Origin of the sequence: Pseudomonas sp. NPDC089408 (genome assembly GCF_044749445.1) — a bacterium.
In the GTDB taxonomy this organism is placed as follows: Bacteria; Pseudomonadota; Gammaproteobacteria; order Pseudomonadales; family Pseudomonadaceae; genus Aquipseudomonas.
In genome coordinates, this window is the sequence record NZ_JBIVHY010000004.1 from 135,238 (window position 1) to 149,207 (window position 13,970).

Genomic DNA, 13,970 nt, shown 5'->3' on the forward strand with positions numbered 1-13,970 from the left:
CAGGCTTTTCACTATCCCTGTGGGAGCGGGTTCACCCGCGAAGGGGCCACAGGTGTTCATATTTATGGCCACAAAATCCTGGTACCCCCGTACATGAAATGACGCATAAATTTTTGTTACCGACTGGCGGATTTGCCAGTTTTGATGAGAAACATTACTATTCGCACCCTTATCTGCCTCCCTGATGACCCCGACCGTGTCCGGACCCAAAGGCTTCCTCGACCATTACCATGAGCTGATCGGCACCTGGACGCGCAAATTGCGCAGTCGTCAGCAGGCCGAGGACCTCACGCACGATGCTTTTGTCCGGGTACTGGAAAACCCGCGCGAGCAGGTCGAGCAGCCGCGCGCGTACCTGCACCAGACTGCGCGCAACATTGCCGTGGACGGTTTCCGCCGCGAGGACCGGCGCCAGGCGCTTGAACTGGAAGCCTTCGATGAGGGCGCGGCCGGCAGCGGCGACCCGGAGGCCTACGTACACGCCCTGGAACTGGCCGACAGCGTCGAGCGGGCGCTGGCCGAGCTGCCACTCAACTGCCGGCAGGTGTTCATCTGGCAGAAGCTCGAGGGCCTGACACAGGCCGAGATTGCCGAGCGCATGGGGTTGAGCAAGAACATGGTCGAAAAGTATATGATCCGCACGCTCCGGCACCTGCGTGAGCAGCTGGAGGTGTCGGCATGACGAGTCAGGAGACCTTTTCGATGAAACAGCACGGTACCGAGACCGTCCGCGAGCAGGCGGCCGCATGGTTCGTCCGCGTGCAGGATGCGCCCAAGGATGCCGGGCTGCAGAAACAGTTGCGGGCCTGGTTGGCCAGCGACGAGCGCCACCGCGAGGAATACGCGCATCTTTGCCGCGTGTGGCAGGCCGCCGACTTCATTCCACGCCAGCGCCTGGAGGCCCTGTGCCAGCCAGACCCGGTACAGCAGTTGCCACGCAGGCGTTTGCTGCGTCAGGCGCGGGCCGCCAGTGTGGCGGTGATGGCGCTGGGCCTGGGCTGGGCGGGCTGGCATTACCAGCAACTGAACCACCAGGGCAGCTTGCACACCGCGTTTAACGAGCGCCGCCAGGTCGAACTGCCAGATGGCTCGCACCTCGAACTTAATGGAGGCACGCAATTGCAGGTCGACTTCAGCACCGGGCAACGGCATATCCGCCTGACTGCCGGTGAAGTGATGTTCAGCGTCGCCCATGACAGCAGCAGGCCTTTCGTGGTCGATACTGCCCAAGGCAGCGTCACCGTCACCGGCACCCGCTTCGATGTGCGCCTGGGCCCGGCCAGCACCCGGGTGGCGGTGGAGCAGGGCTCTGTGCGCGTACAGGGCCAGGGGGCTTCGCTGGCGCAACTCACGGCCGGGCAGGGTTCGCATATAGATGCGCAAGGCCGGGTCGCCGCACCCTATGCGGTCAATACCGGTGCGGTCACTGCCTGGCGTCAGGGCAAGCTGGTGTTCGACAACGCGACCCTCGCCGAAGTCGTGGCCGAAGCCTCGCGCTACCGCAGCCAGCCGTTGCGGGTCGCCCCTGGCAAGGTTGCCCAACTGCGCCTGTCCAGCACCTTCAACACCGACGACACCGACGCCCTGCTGCGCGCCTTGCCGAGCATCCTGCCGGTGGCCATCAAGGCCCATGAAGACGGCTCTCGCGAAATAATTGCGAAATAGATTCAGGTTTTTTTCCGCTCGTTCGTCTTCCTCGCCAGCTGCAACTGCCAAGCATTTCCATTTGCACGCGGTTGGCGTTTATTCCGCATTCCAGGATGTTTCGACGACGTGAACAACAACAAGTCCCTCCCACGCTTCCGCGCCCTGGCGCTGGCCCTGGCGGTCAGTGCCGCGGCCGTCAACAGCCAGGCCGCGCAGGCCGCCAGCACCCTCCAGATCCAGGCTCAGCCGTTGGCATCGGCGTTGAACCAGCTTGGCCAGCAGACCAACCTGCAGCTGTTCTTCAGCCCCGAACTGGTGGCTGGCAAGCAGGCCCCGGCGGTATCGGGCCAGATGGCGCCCGAGCAGGCGCTGCAGCAGCTCCTGCAAGGTAGCGGCCTGACCTACGAGATGTCCCAGGACACCGTGGTGGTCAAGCCGGCCCAGGCCGATGGCACGCTCACCACCGGCAGCCTGGAGCTGGCGCCCACCGACATCAAGGTGGTCGGCGACTGGCTGGGTGATGCCCAGCAGAGCGTGGTGCAGAACCACCCCGGCGCGCGTACCGTGGTACGCCGCGAGGCCATGGTGGAGAAGGGCGCAATGAACGTGCGCGATGTGCTGCGCGGCATTCCGGGCGTGCAGGTGCAGGACTCCAATGGCACCGGTGGCAGCGACCTGTCACTGAACGTTGGCGTGCGTGGCCTGACCTCGCGCCTGTCGCCGCGCTCTACGGTGCTGATCGACGGCATCCCCGCTGCCTTCGCGCCGTATGGCCAGCCGCAGCTGTCGATGGCGCCGATTTCCTCGGGCAACCTCGACAGCATCGACGTAGTGCGTGGCGCAGGCTCTGTGCGCTATGGCCCTCAGAACGTCGGTGGGGTGATCAACTTCGTTACCCGGGCAATCCCGGAGAAAGCCTCGGCGGAACTCTCCACCACCCTGGAAACCTCCCAGCGTGGCGGCTGGAAGCACACCGAGTCGGCCTTCGTTGGCGGCACGGCAGACAACGGCATGGGCGTCGCGCTGCTGTACACCGGGGTGAACGGCAACGGCTACCGTGCAAGCAACAACGGTAACGACATCGACGACGTTATCCTCAAGACCCACTGGGCGCCGACCGATGTCGACGAGTTCTGGCTCAACTTCCACTACTACGACGGCCGTGCCGACATGCCGGGTGGTCTGACCCAGGCCCAGTACGACAGCAACCCGTACCAGTCGCTGCGTGACTACGACTATTTCGCTGGTCGGCGCAAGGACGTGTCGTTCAAGTGGCAACGGCAGCTCGACGATGCCACCCAGTTCGAAGTGCTGACCTACTACACCGACAGTTTCCGCGGCAGCGCCATTGCTGCGCGTGACATGAAGACCTTGTCGTCGTACCCGCGCAACTACCACACCTTCGCCATCGAGCCACGCCTGTCGCGAATCTTCTTCGCCGGCCCGACCACCCAGGAAGTCAGCGTCGGTTACCGCTACCTGAAGGAAGCGATGCGCGAACAGTCGACCCGCCTGGCGCTGATCGACAATGTGCCAACGCCCACTCCGACCTCCGATGGCCACGTGTTCCAGGACCGCAGTGGCGGCACCGAGGCCAGCGCTTATTACATCGACGACAAGATCGACGTAGGCAACTGGACCATTACCCCGGGCATTCGCTTCGAGCACATCAACACCGACTGGCGCGACCGCCCGGTGCTGGATGCCAACAACCGTCCGGTGGCGGAGAAGAACCGCAGCATCACCAGCAACGAGCCGCTGCCTGCGCTGAGCGTGATGTACCACCTCTCCGATGCGTGGAAGGTGTTCGCCAACTACGAGACCTCGTTCGGCAGCCTGCAGTACTTCCAGCTGGGCCAGGGCGGTGCTGGCGACAGTACCGCCAATGGCCTGGAGCCAGAAAAGGCCAAAACCTATGAAATCGGTACGCGTTATGACGATGGCGGTTTTGCTGGCGAGCTGACCGCGTTCTACATCGACTTCGATGACGAATTGCAGTACATCAGCAACGACGTCGGCTGGACCAACCTCGGCGCGACCAAGCACCAGGGTATAGAAGCCTCGGTGCGTTATGACCTGGCTGGGCTGGACCCGCGCCTGGACGGGCTGTCGGTGAGCGGTGGCTACACCTATACCCGCGCAACCTATGAAGGGGACATTCCGGGCTTCAAGGGCCGTGACCTGCCGTTTTACTCACGTCAGGTGGCCACTGCCGGGGTGCGTTACGCGGTCAACCGCTGGACCTGGAACCTGGACGCCTACGCCCAATCCAAGCAGCGTGCGCCGGGGACCGGGATCAATGCCGATGGCAGCTTCAATGGTGACTACATCATCGAGCCGAGTGCGGATGGGCAGTATGGCGATATTCCGGGTTATGTCACCTGGCATGCCCGTGGCGGGTATGAATTCGGGGCAGACATGTCCAACCTGAAGCTGGCGGCGGGGGTGAAGAACCTGTTCGACAAGCAGTACTTCACCCGTTCCAGCGACAACAATGCCGGGATCTATGTGGGAGAGCCGCGGACCTTTTATGTGCAGGCCAGTGTAGGGTTCTGACACCGCGTCGCCTTCTTCGCGGGTGAACCCGCTCCTACAAAAGAACGCGATCCCCTGTAGGAGCGGGTTTACCCGCGAAGGGGCGCAAAGCGCCCCCAGCAATTACGAAACCACCGCCTCAGCCGGCGAAACGATGCTGGTCTTCGCCCCACGCGAGCGCCCCGAACTCAGGTACGCGGCAATCGACTCCTGCGTCACCTCGCCCAGGAACACCTGCTCGGCATCCAGCACCGGCAACCACGCGCGGTTGAACTCGTACATGCGCGACAGCAGGATGCGCAAGTGCTCATCGTGCGAAGCCGTGGCATTGAACTGGCGCAGGAAATCGCCACACGTCCCTTGCTGGCGATGCATATCACGCCGGCGTACATAACCCAGCGCTTTGTTCTGCGCATCGGTCACCACCACGTAGCGGCGGTCATGCTCGTCGAGCAGCTCCAGCGCATCGCCCACCGGCGTCTCCGGGCTTACCGACGGTGCGTTGTCTGCGGCATCTTCGGCGCGTACCAGCAGCAGGCGCTTCAGGGTGCTGTCCTGGCCAACGAAGTTGCTGACGAACTCATCCGCCGGGTGCGCCAGCAAGGTATCCGGGTGGTCCAGCTGCAGCAGCTTGCCGGCACGGAAGATGGCAATCTTGTCGCCCAGCTTGATCGCCTCGTCGATGTCGTGGCTGACCATGATCACGGTCTTGTTCAGCGCCCGCTGCATCTCGAAGAACTCGTTCTGGATCATTTCGCGGTTGATCGGGTCGACCGCACCAAACGGCTCATCCATCAACAGCACCGGCGCTTCTGCGGCCAAGGCGCGAATCACGCCGATACGCTGCTGCTGGCCACCGGACAGCTCGCGCGGGTAGCGCTGCAGGTACTGCTTGGGCTCCAGCTTGATCATGTGCATCAGCTCGCGGGCACGCTCGTGGCATTTCTGCTTGTCCCAGCCGAGCAGGCGCGGCACCACGGTGATGTTTTCCTCGATGGTCATGTTGGGGAACAGGCCAATCTGCTGGATCACGTAGCCGATGTGCCGGCGCAAGGTCACTTCGTCCAGGCCGGTGGTGTCTTCGCCATTGATGAACACCTGGCCGGAGGTTGGCGCGATCAGGCGGTTGATCATTTTCAGCGTGGTGCTTTTGCCGCAGCCCGAAGGACCGAGGAACACGCAGATTTCCCCTTCGTTGACGGTGAGGCTTACCGAGTCGACGGCTTTGACGTCCTTGCCGTTGACGTTGAAGGTTTTGCTGAGGTTCTTCAGTTCGATCATGAGCGCAGTCCTTCTGGAGTCAGGGCACGTTGCAGGGTTTGCAGCAGCAGGTCGGCGATGATCGCCAGCAGGCTGACCAGTACGGCGCCGACCAGCAGCATCGACATGTCGCTGCGGCTGATGGAGGTCAGAATCAGCACGCCAAGGCCGCCGGCGCCGATGGTGGCAGCAATGGTCATGACGCCGATGTTCATCACCACGGCGGTGCGCACGCCGGCGAGGATCACCGGCACGGCGATGGGCAGCTCGACCATGCGCAGGCGCTGGCCAAAGGTCATGCCGATACCGCGTGCGGCTTCACGGATGCCAGGCTCGACGTTGGTCAGGGCCAGGTAGGTGTTGCGCATGATCGGCAGCAGCGAATACAAAAACACTGCGGTAATCGCCGGCAACGGGCCAAGCCCTTGGCCAAACTTCGAATAGAACGGCAGCAACAGGCCGAACAGGGCAATCGAAGGGATGGTCAGCAGCACCGTGGCACTGGCCTGCAGCGGGCCGGCCAAGGCCGGGAAGCGGGTCATGAGGATGCCCAGCGGCACCCCGACCAGAATCGCCAGGCTCACGGCCACGCCAACCAGCATGATGTGCTGCCAGGTCAGTTGCAGCACCTGGGCCCAGTCCAGGTGGTTGAAAGTATCGATCAGGTTCATGGCTGGCCCTCGCTGTTCAATGGGTGCTCACGCAAGAAGGCGGCGGCCACGGCGGTCGGGTTCTGGTGCTCGACATCGACCTTGGCGTTGAGCTGGCGCATGGTTTCGTCGTCCAGTTGCTCGGCCAGCGGCTTGAGCAGACCGGCCAGTTGCGGGTTGGCGTCGAGCACGGCCTTGCGTACCACCGGCGCTGCGGTGTAGTCGGGGAAGTAGTGCTTGTCGTCTTCCAGCAGCTTGAGGTTGAACGCACTCAGGCGGCCGTCGGTGGTGTACACCAGGCCGGCGAATACCTGGTTGTTGCGCATGGCGGTGTAGACCAGCCCGCCATCCATCTGGCGGATATTGCGCCGGTCCAGCGGCAGCTTGTACATCTCGCGCAGGCCGACCAGGCCGTCTGGGCGGTTGGCGAACTCGGTGTCCAGCGCCACCAGGTGGGTGCGCTGGTTTTCGTCACGCAGTACCTGGTTGAGGTCGCTGATGGTGTTGATCTGCGGGTAGGCCTCGGCCACCTGCTTGGGCAAGCCCAGTGCGTAGGTATTGCTGAACTTCGACGGGGTCAGCCAGATCAGGTCTTTTTTCGCATCCAGCGCCTTCACCCGGGCAAAGGTGGCTTCGGCATTGGGCATGCGCTCGGCGATGTGGTTGTACGACACCAGCGACACACCGGTGTATTCCCACATCAGGTCGAGCTGGCCGGTTTCCTGGGCCTGGCGCGCGATGTTGCTGCCAAGGCCGGTGGTGACGCGCACATCGAAGCCGTTGGCACGCAAGTATTGCGCAGTGATTTCGGCGAGCACGGTCTGTTCGGTAAATACCCGTGCGCCGATGCGCACCAGCGGTTTTTCCGCTGCCTGGGCGAATCCTGCGAACAGCAGGGCCGCGCCCAGCAGCAAGGCGATTCTCTTCTTCATACGTTTCCTATCCTTATTGGGCCAGGCCACGTTCCAGCCAGCGCTTGCTGGAGAAACTCACCGCCGTATCCAGCACCAGTGCCAGCAGTGCGGTGCAGGCGGCACCCAGCAGCAGCTGTGGCTGGTTGTTCAGGGCGATGCCGGGGAAGATCAGGCTGCCCAGGCTGTTGGCGCCGATCAGGAACGCCAGCGGCGCGGTACCCACGTTCAACGCCAGGGCCACGCGAACGCCGCCGATGATGATCGGCACGGCGTTGGGCAATTCCACCTGCCAAAGTTGCTGGCGCGGGGTCATGCCGATGCCGGTGGCGGCTTCCTTGAGCGAGGCGGGGACGTTTTTCAGGCCTTCGTAGGTGTTGCGCACGATGGGCAGAAGGGAGGCGAGGAACAGCGCGAAGATCGCAGGCCCGGCGCCGATGCCCAGGATACTCAGGGCGATGGCCAGAACGGCCAGGGGGGGAATGGTGTTGCCAACGTTGAAGAACTGCATGAAGCGCTCGGCTTTGTCGACCCGGTGCGGTCGACTCAGCGCAATGCCGGCAGGGATGCCCACGGCCAGCGCCGCCGCCATCGAAGCCAGCACCAGTACCAGGTGCGCTTGCAGGTAGAACCCAAGATCGTCGCGATAACGCGCGATCGTGTCGATGCCGATCCAGTGGATCAGCAGGGCCAGGATGACGAGCACGGTGGCGCATCCCAACAGCCCTTTACCGTAGCGTTTAGCCACAGGCGGACTCCTTGTGTTGTCGGCGAGCACACTTCTTGGAAGCCGGCCAGTTTTGGCGGCGGGTGGTGTGTTCGCGAGTAGCAGCGTGATGCATGCCGAGGCTGCGATCAGGCCATGAGCCGAACCCCGTCGGGCCCGAAATTGCTGATGAAACCAGTCCCCAACCGAAGCGGGTTGCAGGGGAGTGGACGTCTCCGAGGGCGTAAAGGTTCCCATCTGAGGCGGCATTTGGCCAGCGTTAATCACTAGAGTGGTGGAAAATTGGCGAGAAAAAACAGCGGTTTAATGTGCTGCAGGCGTTGATTTAACTGCTCTGTGGCCTTTTGTCGTGATAAAGCGATTGTTTGATGAATGTGTTGTGGCAGGTCCGGCCCTTTCGCGGGTGAACCCGCTCCTACAAGGACCGCACGGCATTTGCAATCTGTGTAGGAGCGGGTTTACCCGCGAAAGGGCCGGAACAGGCGCCACTCATTCCTCAGGTTTTGGTCCAGGGCCAACTTCAGGTATGATATCGCCCCTTTTAAATCCCCCAGTCAGGCGATTTCCCATGACCAACCAGGCCGCCGAAGTCGCGAAGCGCCGCACTTTCGCAATCATTTCCCACCCCGACGCCGGTAAGACCACCATCACCGAGAAGCTGCTGCTGATGGGCAAGGCCATTGCCGTCGCCGGTACCGTGAAGTCGCGCAAGTCCGACCGCCACGCCACCTCCGACTGGATGGAAATGGAGAAGCAGCGCGGCATCTCCATCACCACTTCGGTGATGCAGTTCCCCTACCGCGAGCACATGATCAACCTGCTCGACACCCCCGGCCACGAAGACTTCTCGGAAGACACCTACCGCACCTTGACCGCGGTGGACTCGGCGCTGATGGTGCTCGACGGCGGTAAAGGGGTAGAGCCGCGGACCATCGCCCTGATGGACGTGTGCCGCCTGCGCGACACGCCAATCGTCAGCTTCATCAACAAACTCGACCGTGACATCCGCGACCCGATCGAACTGCTCGACGAGATCGAAGCCGTGCTGAAGATCAAGGCCGCGCCGATCACCTGGCCGATCGGTTGCTACCGCGACTTCAAGGGTGTGTACCACCTGCAAGGTGATTACATCATCGTCTACACCCCGGGCCATGGCCATGAGCGTACCGAGGTGAAGATCATCGAGAAGCTCGACTCCGATGAAGCCCGTGCCCACCTGGGCGACGAATATGATCGCTTCCTCGAACAGCTTGAGCTGGTACAGGGTGCATGTCATGAGTTCGATCAGGACGAATTCATCAATGGCCAACTGACGCCGGTATTCTTCGGTACTGCACTGGGCAACTTCGGTGTGGACCACGTGCTTGACGCTGTTGTCGATTGGGCTCCGCGCCCGTTGGCGCGGGTCGCTCATGAGCGCACTGTGGAGCCGGTGGAAGAGAAGTTCAGTGGTTTCGTGTTCAAGATCCAGGCGAACATGGACCCGAAACACCGCGACCGTATCGCCTTCATGCGCATTTGCTCGGGCAAATACGAGAAGGGCATGAAAATGCGCCACGTGCGCACCGGCAAAGACCTGCGCATCGGCGATGCGCTGACCTTCTTCTCTTCCGAGCGCGAGCAGCTGGAAGAGGCTTTTGCCGGCGACATCATCGGCCTGCACAACCACGGCACCATCCAGATCGGCGACACCTTCACCGAAGGCGAGGCGCTGGGCTTCACCGGTATCCCGCACTTCGCTCCGGAACTGTTCCGCCGCGTACGCCTTAAGGACCCGCTGAAATCCAAGCAGCTGCGTCAGGGCCTGCAGCAGCTGGCCGAAGAAGGCGCGACCCAGGTGTTCTTCCCCGAGCGCAGCAACGACATCATCCTCGGTGCGGTCGGTGTGCTGCAGTTCGACGTGGTCGCCAGCCGCCTGAAGGAGGAGTACAAGGTCGAGTGCGGCTACGAGCCAATCACCGTGTGGTCGGCACGCTGGATCAGCAGCGACGACAAGAAGAAACTTGAGGAATTCCAGACCAAGGCCATGGAAAACCTGGCCATCGACGGTGGCGGCCACCTGACCTACCTGGCGCCGACCCGGGTCAACCTGGCACTGATGGAAGAGCGCTGGCCGGACATCAAGTTCCGCGCTACCCGCGAGCACCACTAAGAGCAGCTACAAGTTTCAAGCTGCAAGCTACAAGAAAAAGCGGGCTCGGATTGGCCCGCTTTTTTCTTGCCGCTTGCAGCTTGAGGCTTTGCAACTGGCGAATGTCAGTTGCCTGCTTTGACCCCAGTCAGTTAAGAAAGGCGAGGTGTTCGGCGGGCATTCAACATCGCCTGTGAGATCGAGCGCCGCCCGCGCGACGCTTCGCGGGGCAAGCCCGCTCCCACATCTGTTTCGGGCCAGTCCCTCCTGTGAAGTCTCCACTGTCCGCCTTGTGTCCTCTTCAATATCGCAGGGGACGCCGCTGCTCTTCATCAGTGTCCAGTCGTTCATCCAAGAGTGCGCGCGCCAGAGGCACAGGAGTAATTGGCCCGAAACAAATGTGGGAGCGGGCTTGTCCCGCGAAGCGCCGCGCGGGCGGCGCTCGTTCTACCAGGCACTGCATCCCTCAAGGCAAGCACCTCCCCAAGGTCACCGCATGAAGCCTTCCATGAAGTCCGCAAGGTTACTGGCCAGGCGCCGCCTCCACGGCGCGCTGGCGGGGTTGGCGAGGGTCCGGTCCTCGTGGACGAAACTCTGGATGATCGCGTTGTAGCCCAACCAGCGGCAGGGTTCGGGCGGCCAGCTGGCCAGGCTCGAAACGGGGCGGTTGTCGAGTACCCAAGGTTGCGCGGTCAGTTCGTTGTGCTGGTTGAGGATCAGCGCTGCCAGGGTGCGCCCGCCCAGGTTGGTGGCACCAACGCCTTCGCCGCCGTAACCGCCGGCCAGGGCGATGCCGCGCTGGCGGTCGCAGAGCATGTGCGGGCGGAAGCGCCGCGCCATGCCCAGGTTGCCGCCCCACGAGTGGGTGATGCGCACGTGCTTCAGTTGCGGGAACAGCTCGCTGAACAGGTAGCGGCGCAGCTCGATTTCCTGCGCGTCGAGGTTGAAGTTTTCGCGCAGGCGACCCCCGAAGCGGTAGCCACCGCGGGCGCCGAACACCAGGCGGTTGTCGGCGGTGCGCTGGCCATAGGTGACCTGGCGGCTGCTTTCGCTGAAGGCCTGGCCCTGGCTCAGGCCGATCTGCTCCCAGGTGGATTCCGGCAATGGCTCGGTAGCCACCAGCAGGCTTTGTACAGGCAGTTGATGTTTGCCCAGTGGCGGCAGGCTGGCGGCGTAACCTTCGACAGCGGGCACACTCCACTGGCAGCGAATGCGCGCCAGCGGAGTACGTACTTCGCCGGGTTGCCAGTCGATTGCCGGGGTGTTCTCGTAGATCGGTACGCCCAGCGCTTCCACCGCCCGGGCCAGTTCGCGCACCAGCTTGGCCGGCTGGATGGTCGCGGTGTGCGGGCTGTAGATGGCGCCATAGGCATTGCTGACCCGCAGCTGGGCGTCCAGTTGCTCGGGGCGCAGCCAGCGGTAATCGTCCTCGGTCATGCCCTGGCGATACAGGTCGTCGAGGTAGGCGCGCAGGCTGCGCTCCTGTTCGGGGTAGCGTGCGGCGCAGTACAGCACGCCGCCTTTGCGGTAGTCGCAGTCGATGCCTTCGCGCTGCAGCACGCTGTGTACCTCATCGGGGATGCCGTGCAGCAGGTCGATGCTGGCGCGGCGCTGTTGCGGTGACAGGGTGGCGAGCAGGCGGTCTTCGCCGAGCAGGTTGCCCATCAGCCAGCCGCCGTTGCGCCCGGAGGCGCCGAAGCCGGCGATGTTGGCGTCGATGACCGCGATGTTCAGCTGAGGCGCCTGGCGCTTGAGGTAGTAAGCGGTCCACAGGCCGGTATAGCCGGCGCCGATAATGCACACATCGGCGTCGAGGTCGTCGCGCAGGGCCGGGCGGGCGCACAGCGGCTCGTCGAGCTGGTCCATCCACAGGCTGAGCGTGCGCAGGGGTTGCATCGGGTTCGGCTCCACATCCTTCAAGGTCTGTGGGCGATCCTAGTGCCGTCGGCGGGTGGCTGTCTTACGTGCGTGCACGCAGGGAAATTTGCTTCAGGTAGGCCTTGGGCGTGAGCCCGGTGTGTTCACGGAAGCACTTGTAGAACGCCGACAGCGAGTTGAAGCCGGCGTTGAAGGCCAGGTCGTCGATGGGGGCTTCGACGCTGTCGTCATCAAGGCTGGCCATCAGGTGCTGCAGGCGCGCCTGGTTGACGTAGCGGTAGAAGCTGTGCCCCAGCACCTGGTTCAGCAGGTAAGAGATCTGGTTGCGGCTATAGCCACTGGCCGCTGCTACCTGCTGCAGGTCCAGTTCCGGGTCCAGGTACGGGCGCTGGCGCTGGAAGTAGTGCTCCAGGTCCTGGGCCATGGTCGACAGCTGCCGAGGTGACAGGCCAAGGCGGCTGGTGGCCGGGCGGGGCCCGTTGCTGCCCGGCCCGTTGCCGTTCTGACGCACCAGGGTGGCGTATTCGTTGACCCGCCAGATCAGCCCATCCTTGACGGTGATCGCCTCGCTGGACTGGAACGCCACCAGGCCGTCGCCGCCTTGCACCGTGACCTGGTACTGGATGAACGCAGTGCAGCCGTCGACGCGGATGCGGTCACTGTGAACGATGTCTTCGCCGGCCTCATGGGGTAGGGAGGCGCGTACGTAGTCGCGCAGCTCTTGGTAGCCGAGTACGCGGTTCTGGAAAAAGTCGTGGTACTGGATATCGGGGTGGTACAGCGCGATGACGCCGTCGAGGTCGCGGTGCTTCCAGCACAGGTGGTAGCGCAGCACGGTTCTGGCGGTGAGCGGTGTCTGGGCAGTGTCATCGGCAAGCGTCATGACCGAATCATGCCTTGTCGGCTGGGCCCGTTACAAGAATGCAGAACACCTGATGGATTGGCAGCAGTCGCGCATTTTGCACGGTTCTGAATCAGCAGGGCTTTCTAAGGCATTGATTTTAATGGGTGTCATTTTTTGACACAACTGGCACAGCCCCTGCAATGGTCTCTGCGCGAATGGACTTCTCGCCCACAACATAAGGCTCACACATCATGATCACCCCTGCCGATTATCCCGTTGTCGATACGCAAAGCCGCTCAGGTGTTTCCTGGGCGGCAATCTTCGCTGGCGCGGCCGCCGCTGCGTCGGTGTCCCTGATACTTGTGGTATTGGGTGCCGGGTTGGGCTTTGCGGCTACCTCACCTTGGGCTGACGAGGGTGCGAGTGCAAAAGCCCTGGGCGTCTCTACCATCATCTGGTTGCTGGTAACCCAAATCATTGCCTCAGGCCTGGGCGGCTATATTGCCGGGCGCCTGCGGGTGAAATGGGCGAACCTGCATGGCGATGAAGTGTACTTCCGTGATACAGCGCATGGCTTCCTGTCGTGGGCCGTGGCGACGCTGGTAGCGGCGATGCTGGTACTGGGCGCTGCGGGCAATCTGATAGGTGCCGGAGCCAGCGCAGCTTCCCAGGCGGCTACCGTTTCGGTAGCGGCAGGTGGCGCTGCGGCAGCGGGCGACAATAACGATTCAATGGGCTATTTCGTCGATAGCCTGTTCCGTGGCGAAGGGCCGGCGCCGGTCAGCGACGATGCGGCCAACGGTGTAGCCGCGCGCATTCTGGCCAAAGGCGTTGCGGGCAACGGTGCACTGCCGGCGGAAGACCGCGCCTACCTGGCGCAGCTGGTAGCCCAGCGCACGCGTCTGAGCCAGGCCGAAGCCGAAGCCCGTGTCGACCAGGTGATGGCGCAGGTACAACAACTGAAAACCGATGCCAAGCAAGCGGCGGACACGGCTGCCAAGGTGGCTGCCTGGACTGCGCTGTGGACATTCATTGCCCTGCTGTGCGGCGCATTCTTCGCCAGCCTGGCAGCCCTTTACGGTGGCCGTCAGCGCGACCGTGTGCAGTGGCTTGAAGGCGACTATGTAGCCCATCGCACCCTTCAACGTTAAGCGAGGAGAACTGACATGCGCTCGATATTACTGTGGATGATTGGCGTACCGATTCCGGTCATCATCCTGATCGCGCTGTTCATGCATTGATTGAAGGAGGGGCGGCTTTGGCCGCCCTTCACTTTTTGCAGAAGGAGGAGAGCATGCGCTCGATATTGCTGTGGATGATTGGGGTGCCGATTCCGGTGATCATCCTGATCTGGTTGTTTATGCATTGAGACTTTGGGGCCGCTTTG

The 13,970-nt window shown here is 62.7% G+C and carries 13 protein-coding genes; 7 read left to right on the forward strand and 6 right to left on the reverse strand.

The features are described from left to right. Positions 1-184: 184 nt before the first annotated feature. The 3 genes from ACIP02_RS08755 to ACIP02_RS08765 all read left to right on the forward strand — a co-directional run bounded on the left by ACIP02_RS08755 (position 185) and on the right by ACIP02_RS08765 (position 4,203). A complete protein-coding gene (locus ACIP02_RS08755) occupies positions 185-682 on the forward strand; it encodes a sigma-70 family RNA polymerase sigma factor (protein WP_400615276.1) in 498 nt (165 codons plus the stop codon). A gap of 20 nt (positions 683-702) precedes the next feature. Beyond that, complete coding sequence (locus ACIP02_RS08760) at positions 703-1,665, forward strand: FecR family protein (RefSeq protein WP_400615278.1); 963 nt, start codon at positions 703-705, stop codon at positions 1,663-1,665. 108 nt (positions 1,666-1,773) lie between these two features. Then, entirely contained in the window at positions 1,774-4,203 is a 2,430-nt protein-coding gene (locus tag ACIP02_RS08765; protein ID WP_400615281.1) for a TonB-dependent siderophore receptor, read from the forward strand. A 102-nt stretch (positions 4,204-4,305) separates the two neighbouring features. Here the strand turns inward: ACIP02_RS08765 and ACIP02_RS08770 are convergent, their stop codons facing one another. Genes ACIP02_RS08770 through ACIP02_RS08785 form a run of 4 tightly spaced genes read right to left on the reverse strand, consistent with a single transcriptional unit; the run spans position 4,306 to position 7,751 of the window. After that, positions 4,306-5,463 (reverse strand): betaine/proline/choline family ABC transporter ATP-binding protein, encoded by a 1,158-nt coding sequence (locus tag ACIP02_RS08770; protein WP_400615283.1) that lies wholly within the window; start codon positions 5,461-5,463, stop codon positions 4,306-4,308. After that, a complete protein-coding gene (locus ACIP02_RS08775) occupies positions 5,460-6,113 on the reverse strand; it encodes an ABC transporter permease (RefSeq protein ID WP_400615285.1) in 654 nt (217 codons plus the stop codon). Before ACIP02_RS08775 ends, ACIP02_RS08770 begins: the two co-directional genes overlap by 4 nt. Continuing rightward, positions 6,110-7,024, reverse strand: coding sequence for a glycine betaine ABC transporter substrate-binding protein (locus tag ACIP02_RS08780; RefSeq protein WP_400615288.1), 915 nt, complete (start codon positions 7,022-7,024; stop codon positions 6,110-6,112). Before ACIP02_RS08780 ends, ACIP02_RS08775 begins: the two co-directional genes overlap by 4 nt. Before the next feature lie 13 nt (positions 7,025-7,037). Further along, positions 7,038-7,751: an ABC transporter permease gene (locus ACIP02_RS08785; RefSeq protein ID WP_400615290.1), complete on the reverse strand. Its 714-nt coding sequence runs from the start codon at positions 7,749-7,751 to the stop codon at positions 7,038-7,040. Between the two features lie 547 nt (positions 7,752-8,298). On the opposite strand from ACIP02_RS08785, the gene ACIP02_RS08790 reads away from it, so the two are divergent. Then, on the forward strand, positions 8,299-9,882 hold the full coding sequence (locus tag ACIP02_RS08790) for a peptide chain release factor 3 (protein ID WP_400615293.1): 1,584 nt from the start codon (positions 8,299-8,301) through the stop codon (positions 9,880-9,882). Between the two features lie 468 nt (positions 9,883-10,350). Here ACIP02_RS08790 and ACIP02_RS08795 read toward each other — a convergent pair whose 3' ends face one another. After that, a complete protein-coding gene (locus tag ACIP02_RS08795) occupies positions 10,351-11,757 on the reverse strand; it encodes an NAD(P)/FAD-dependent oxidoreductase (RefSeq protein WP_400615296.1) in 1,407 nt (468 codons plus the stop codon). Between the two features lie 64 nt (positions 11,758-11,821). Further along, positions 11,822-12,622, reverse strand: coding sequence for a helix-turn-helix domain-containing protein (locus tag ACIP02_RS08800; RefSeq protein WP_400615298.1), 801 nt, complete (start codon positions 12,620-12,622; stop codon positions 11,822-11,824). On the opposite strand from ACIP02_RS08800, the gene ACIP02_RS08805 reads away from it, so the two are divergent. From ACIP02_RS08805 to ACIP02_RS08815, 3 genes are all read left to right on the forward strand, one after another. Next, entirely contained in the window at positions 12,621-12,761 is a 141-nt protein-coding gene (locus ACIP02_RS08805; protein ID WP_400615300.1) for a hypothetical protein, read from the forward strand. The genes ACIP02_RS08800 and ACIP02_RS08805 overlap by 2 nt on opposite strands. 73 nt (positions 12,762-12,834) lie before the next feature. Then, a complete protein-coding gene (locus tag ACIP02_RS08810) occupies positions 12,835-13,734 on the forward strand; it encodes a hypothetical protein (RefSeq protein ID WP_400615302.1) in 900 nt (299 codons plus the stop codon). 32 nt (positions 13,735-13,766) lie between these two features. After that, positions 13,767-13,952, forward strand: coding sequence for a hypothetical protein (locus tag ACIP02_RS08815; protein ID WP_400615304.1), 186 nt, complete (start codon positions 13,767-13,769; stop codon positions 13,950-13,952). The last annotated feature ends 18 nt before the right edge of the window (positions 13,953-13,970 follow it).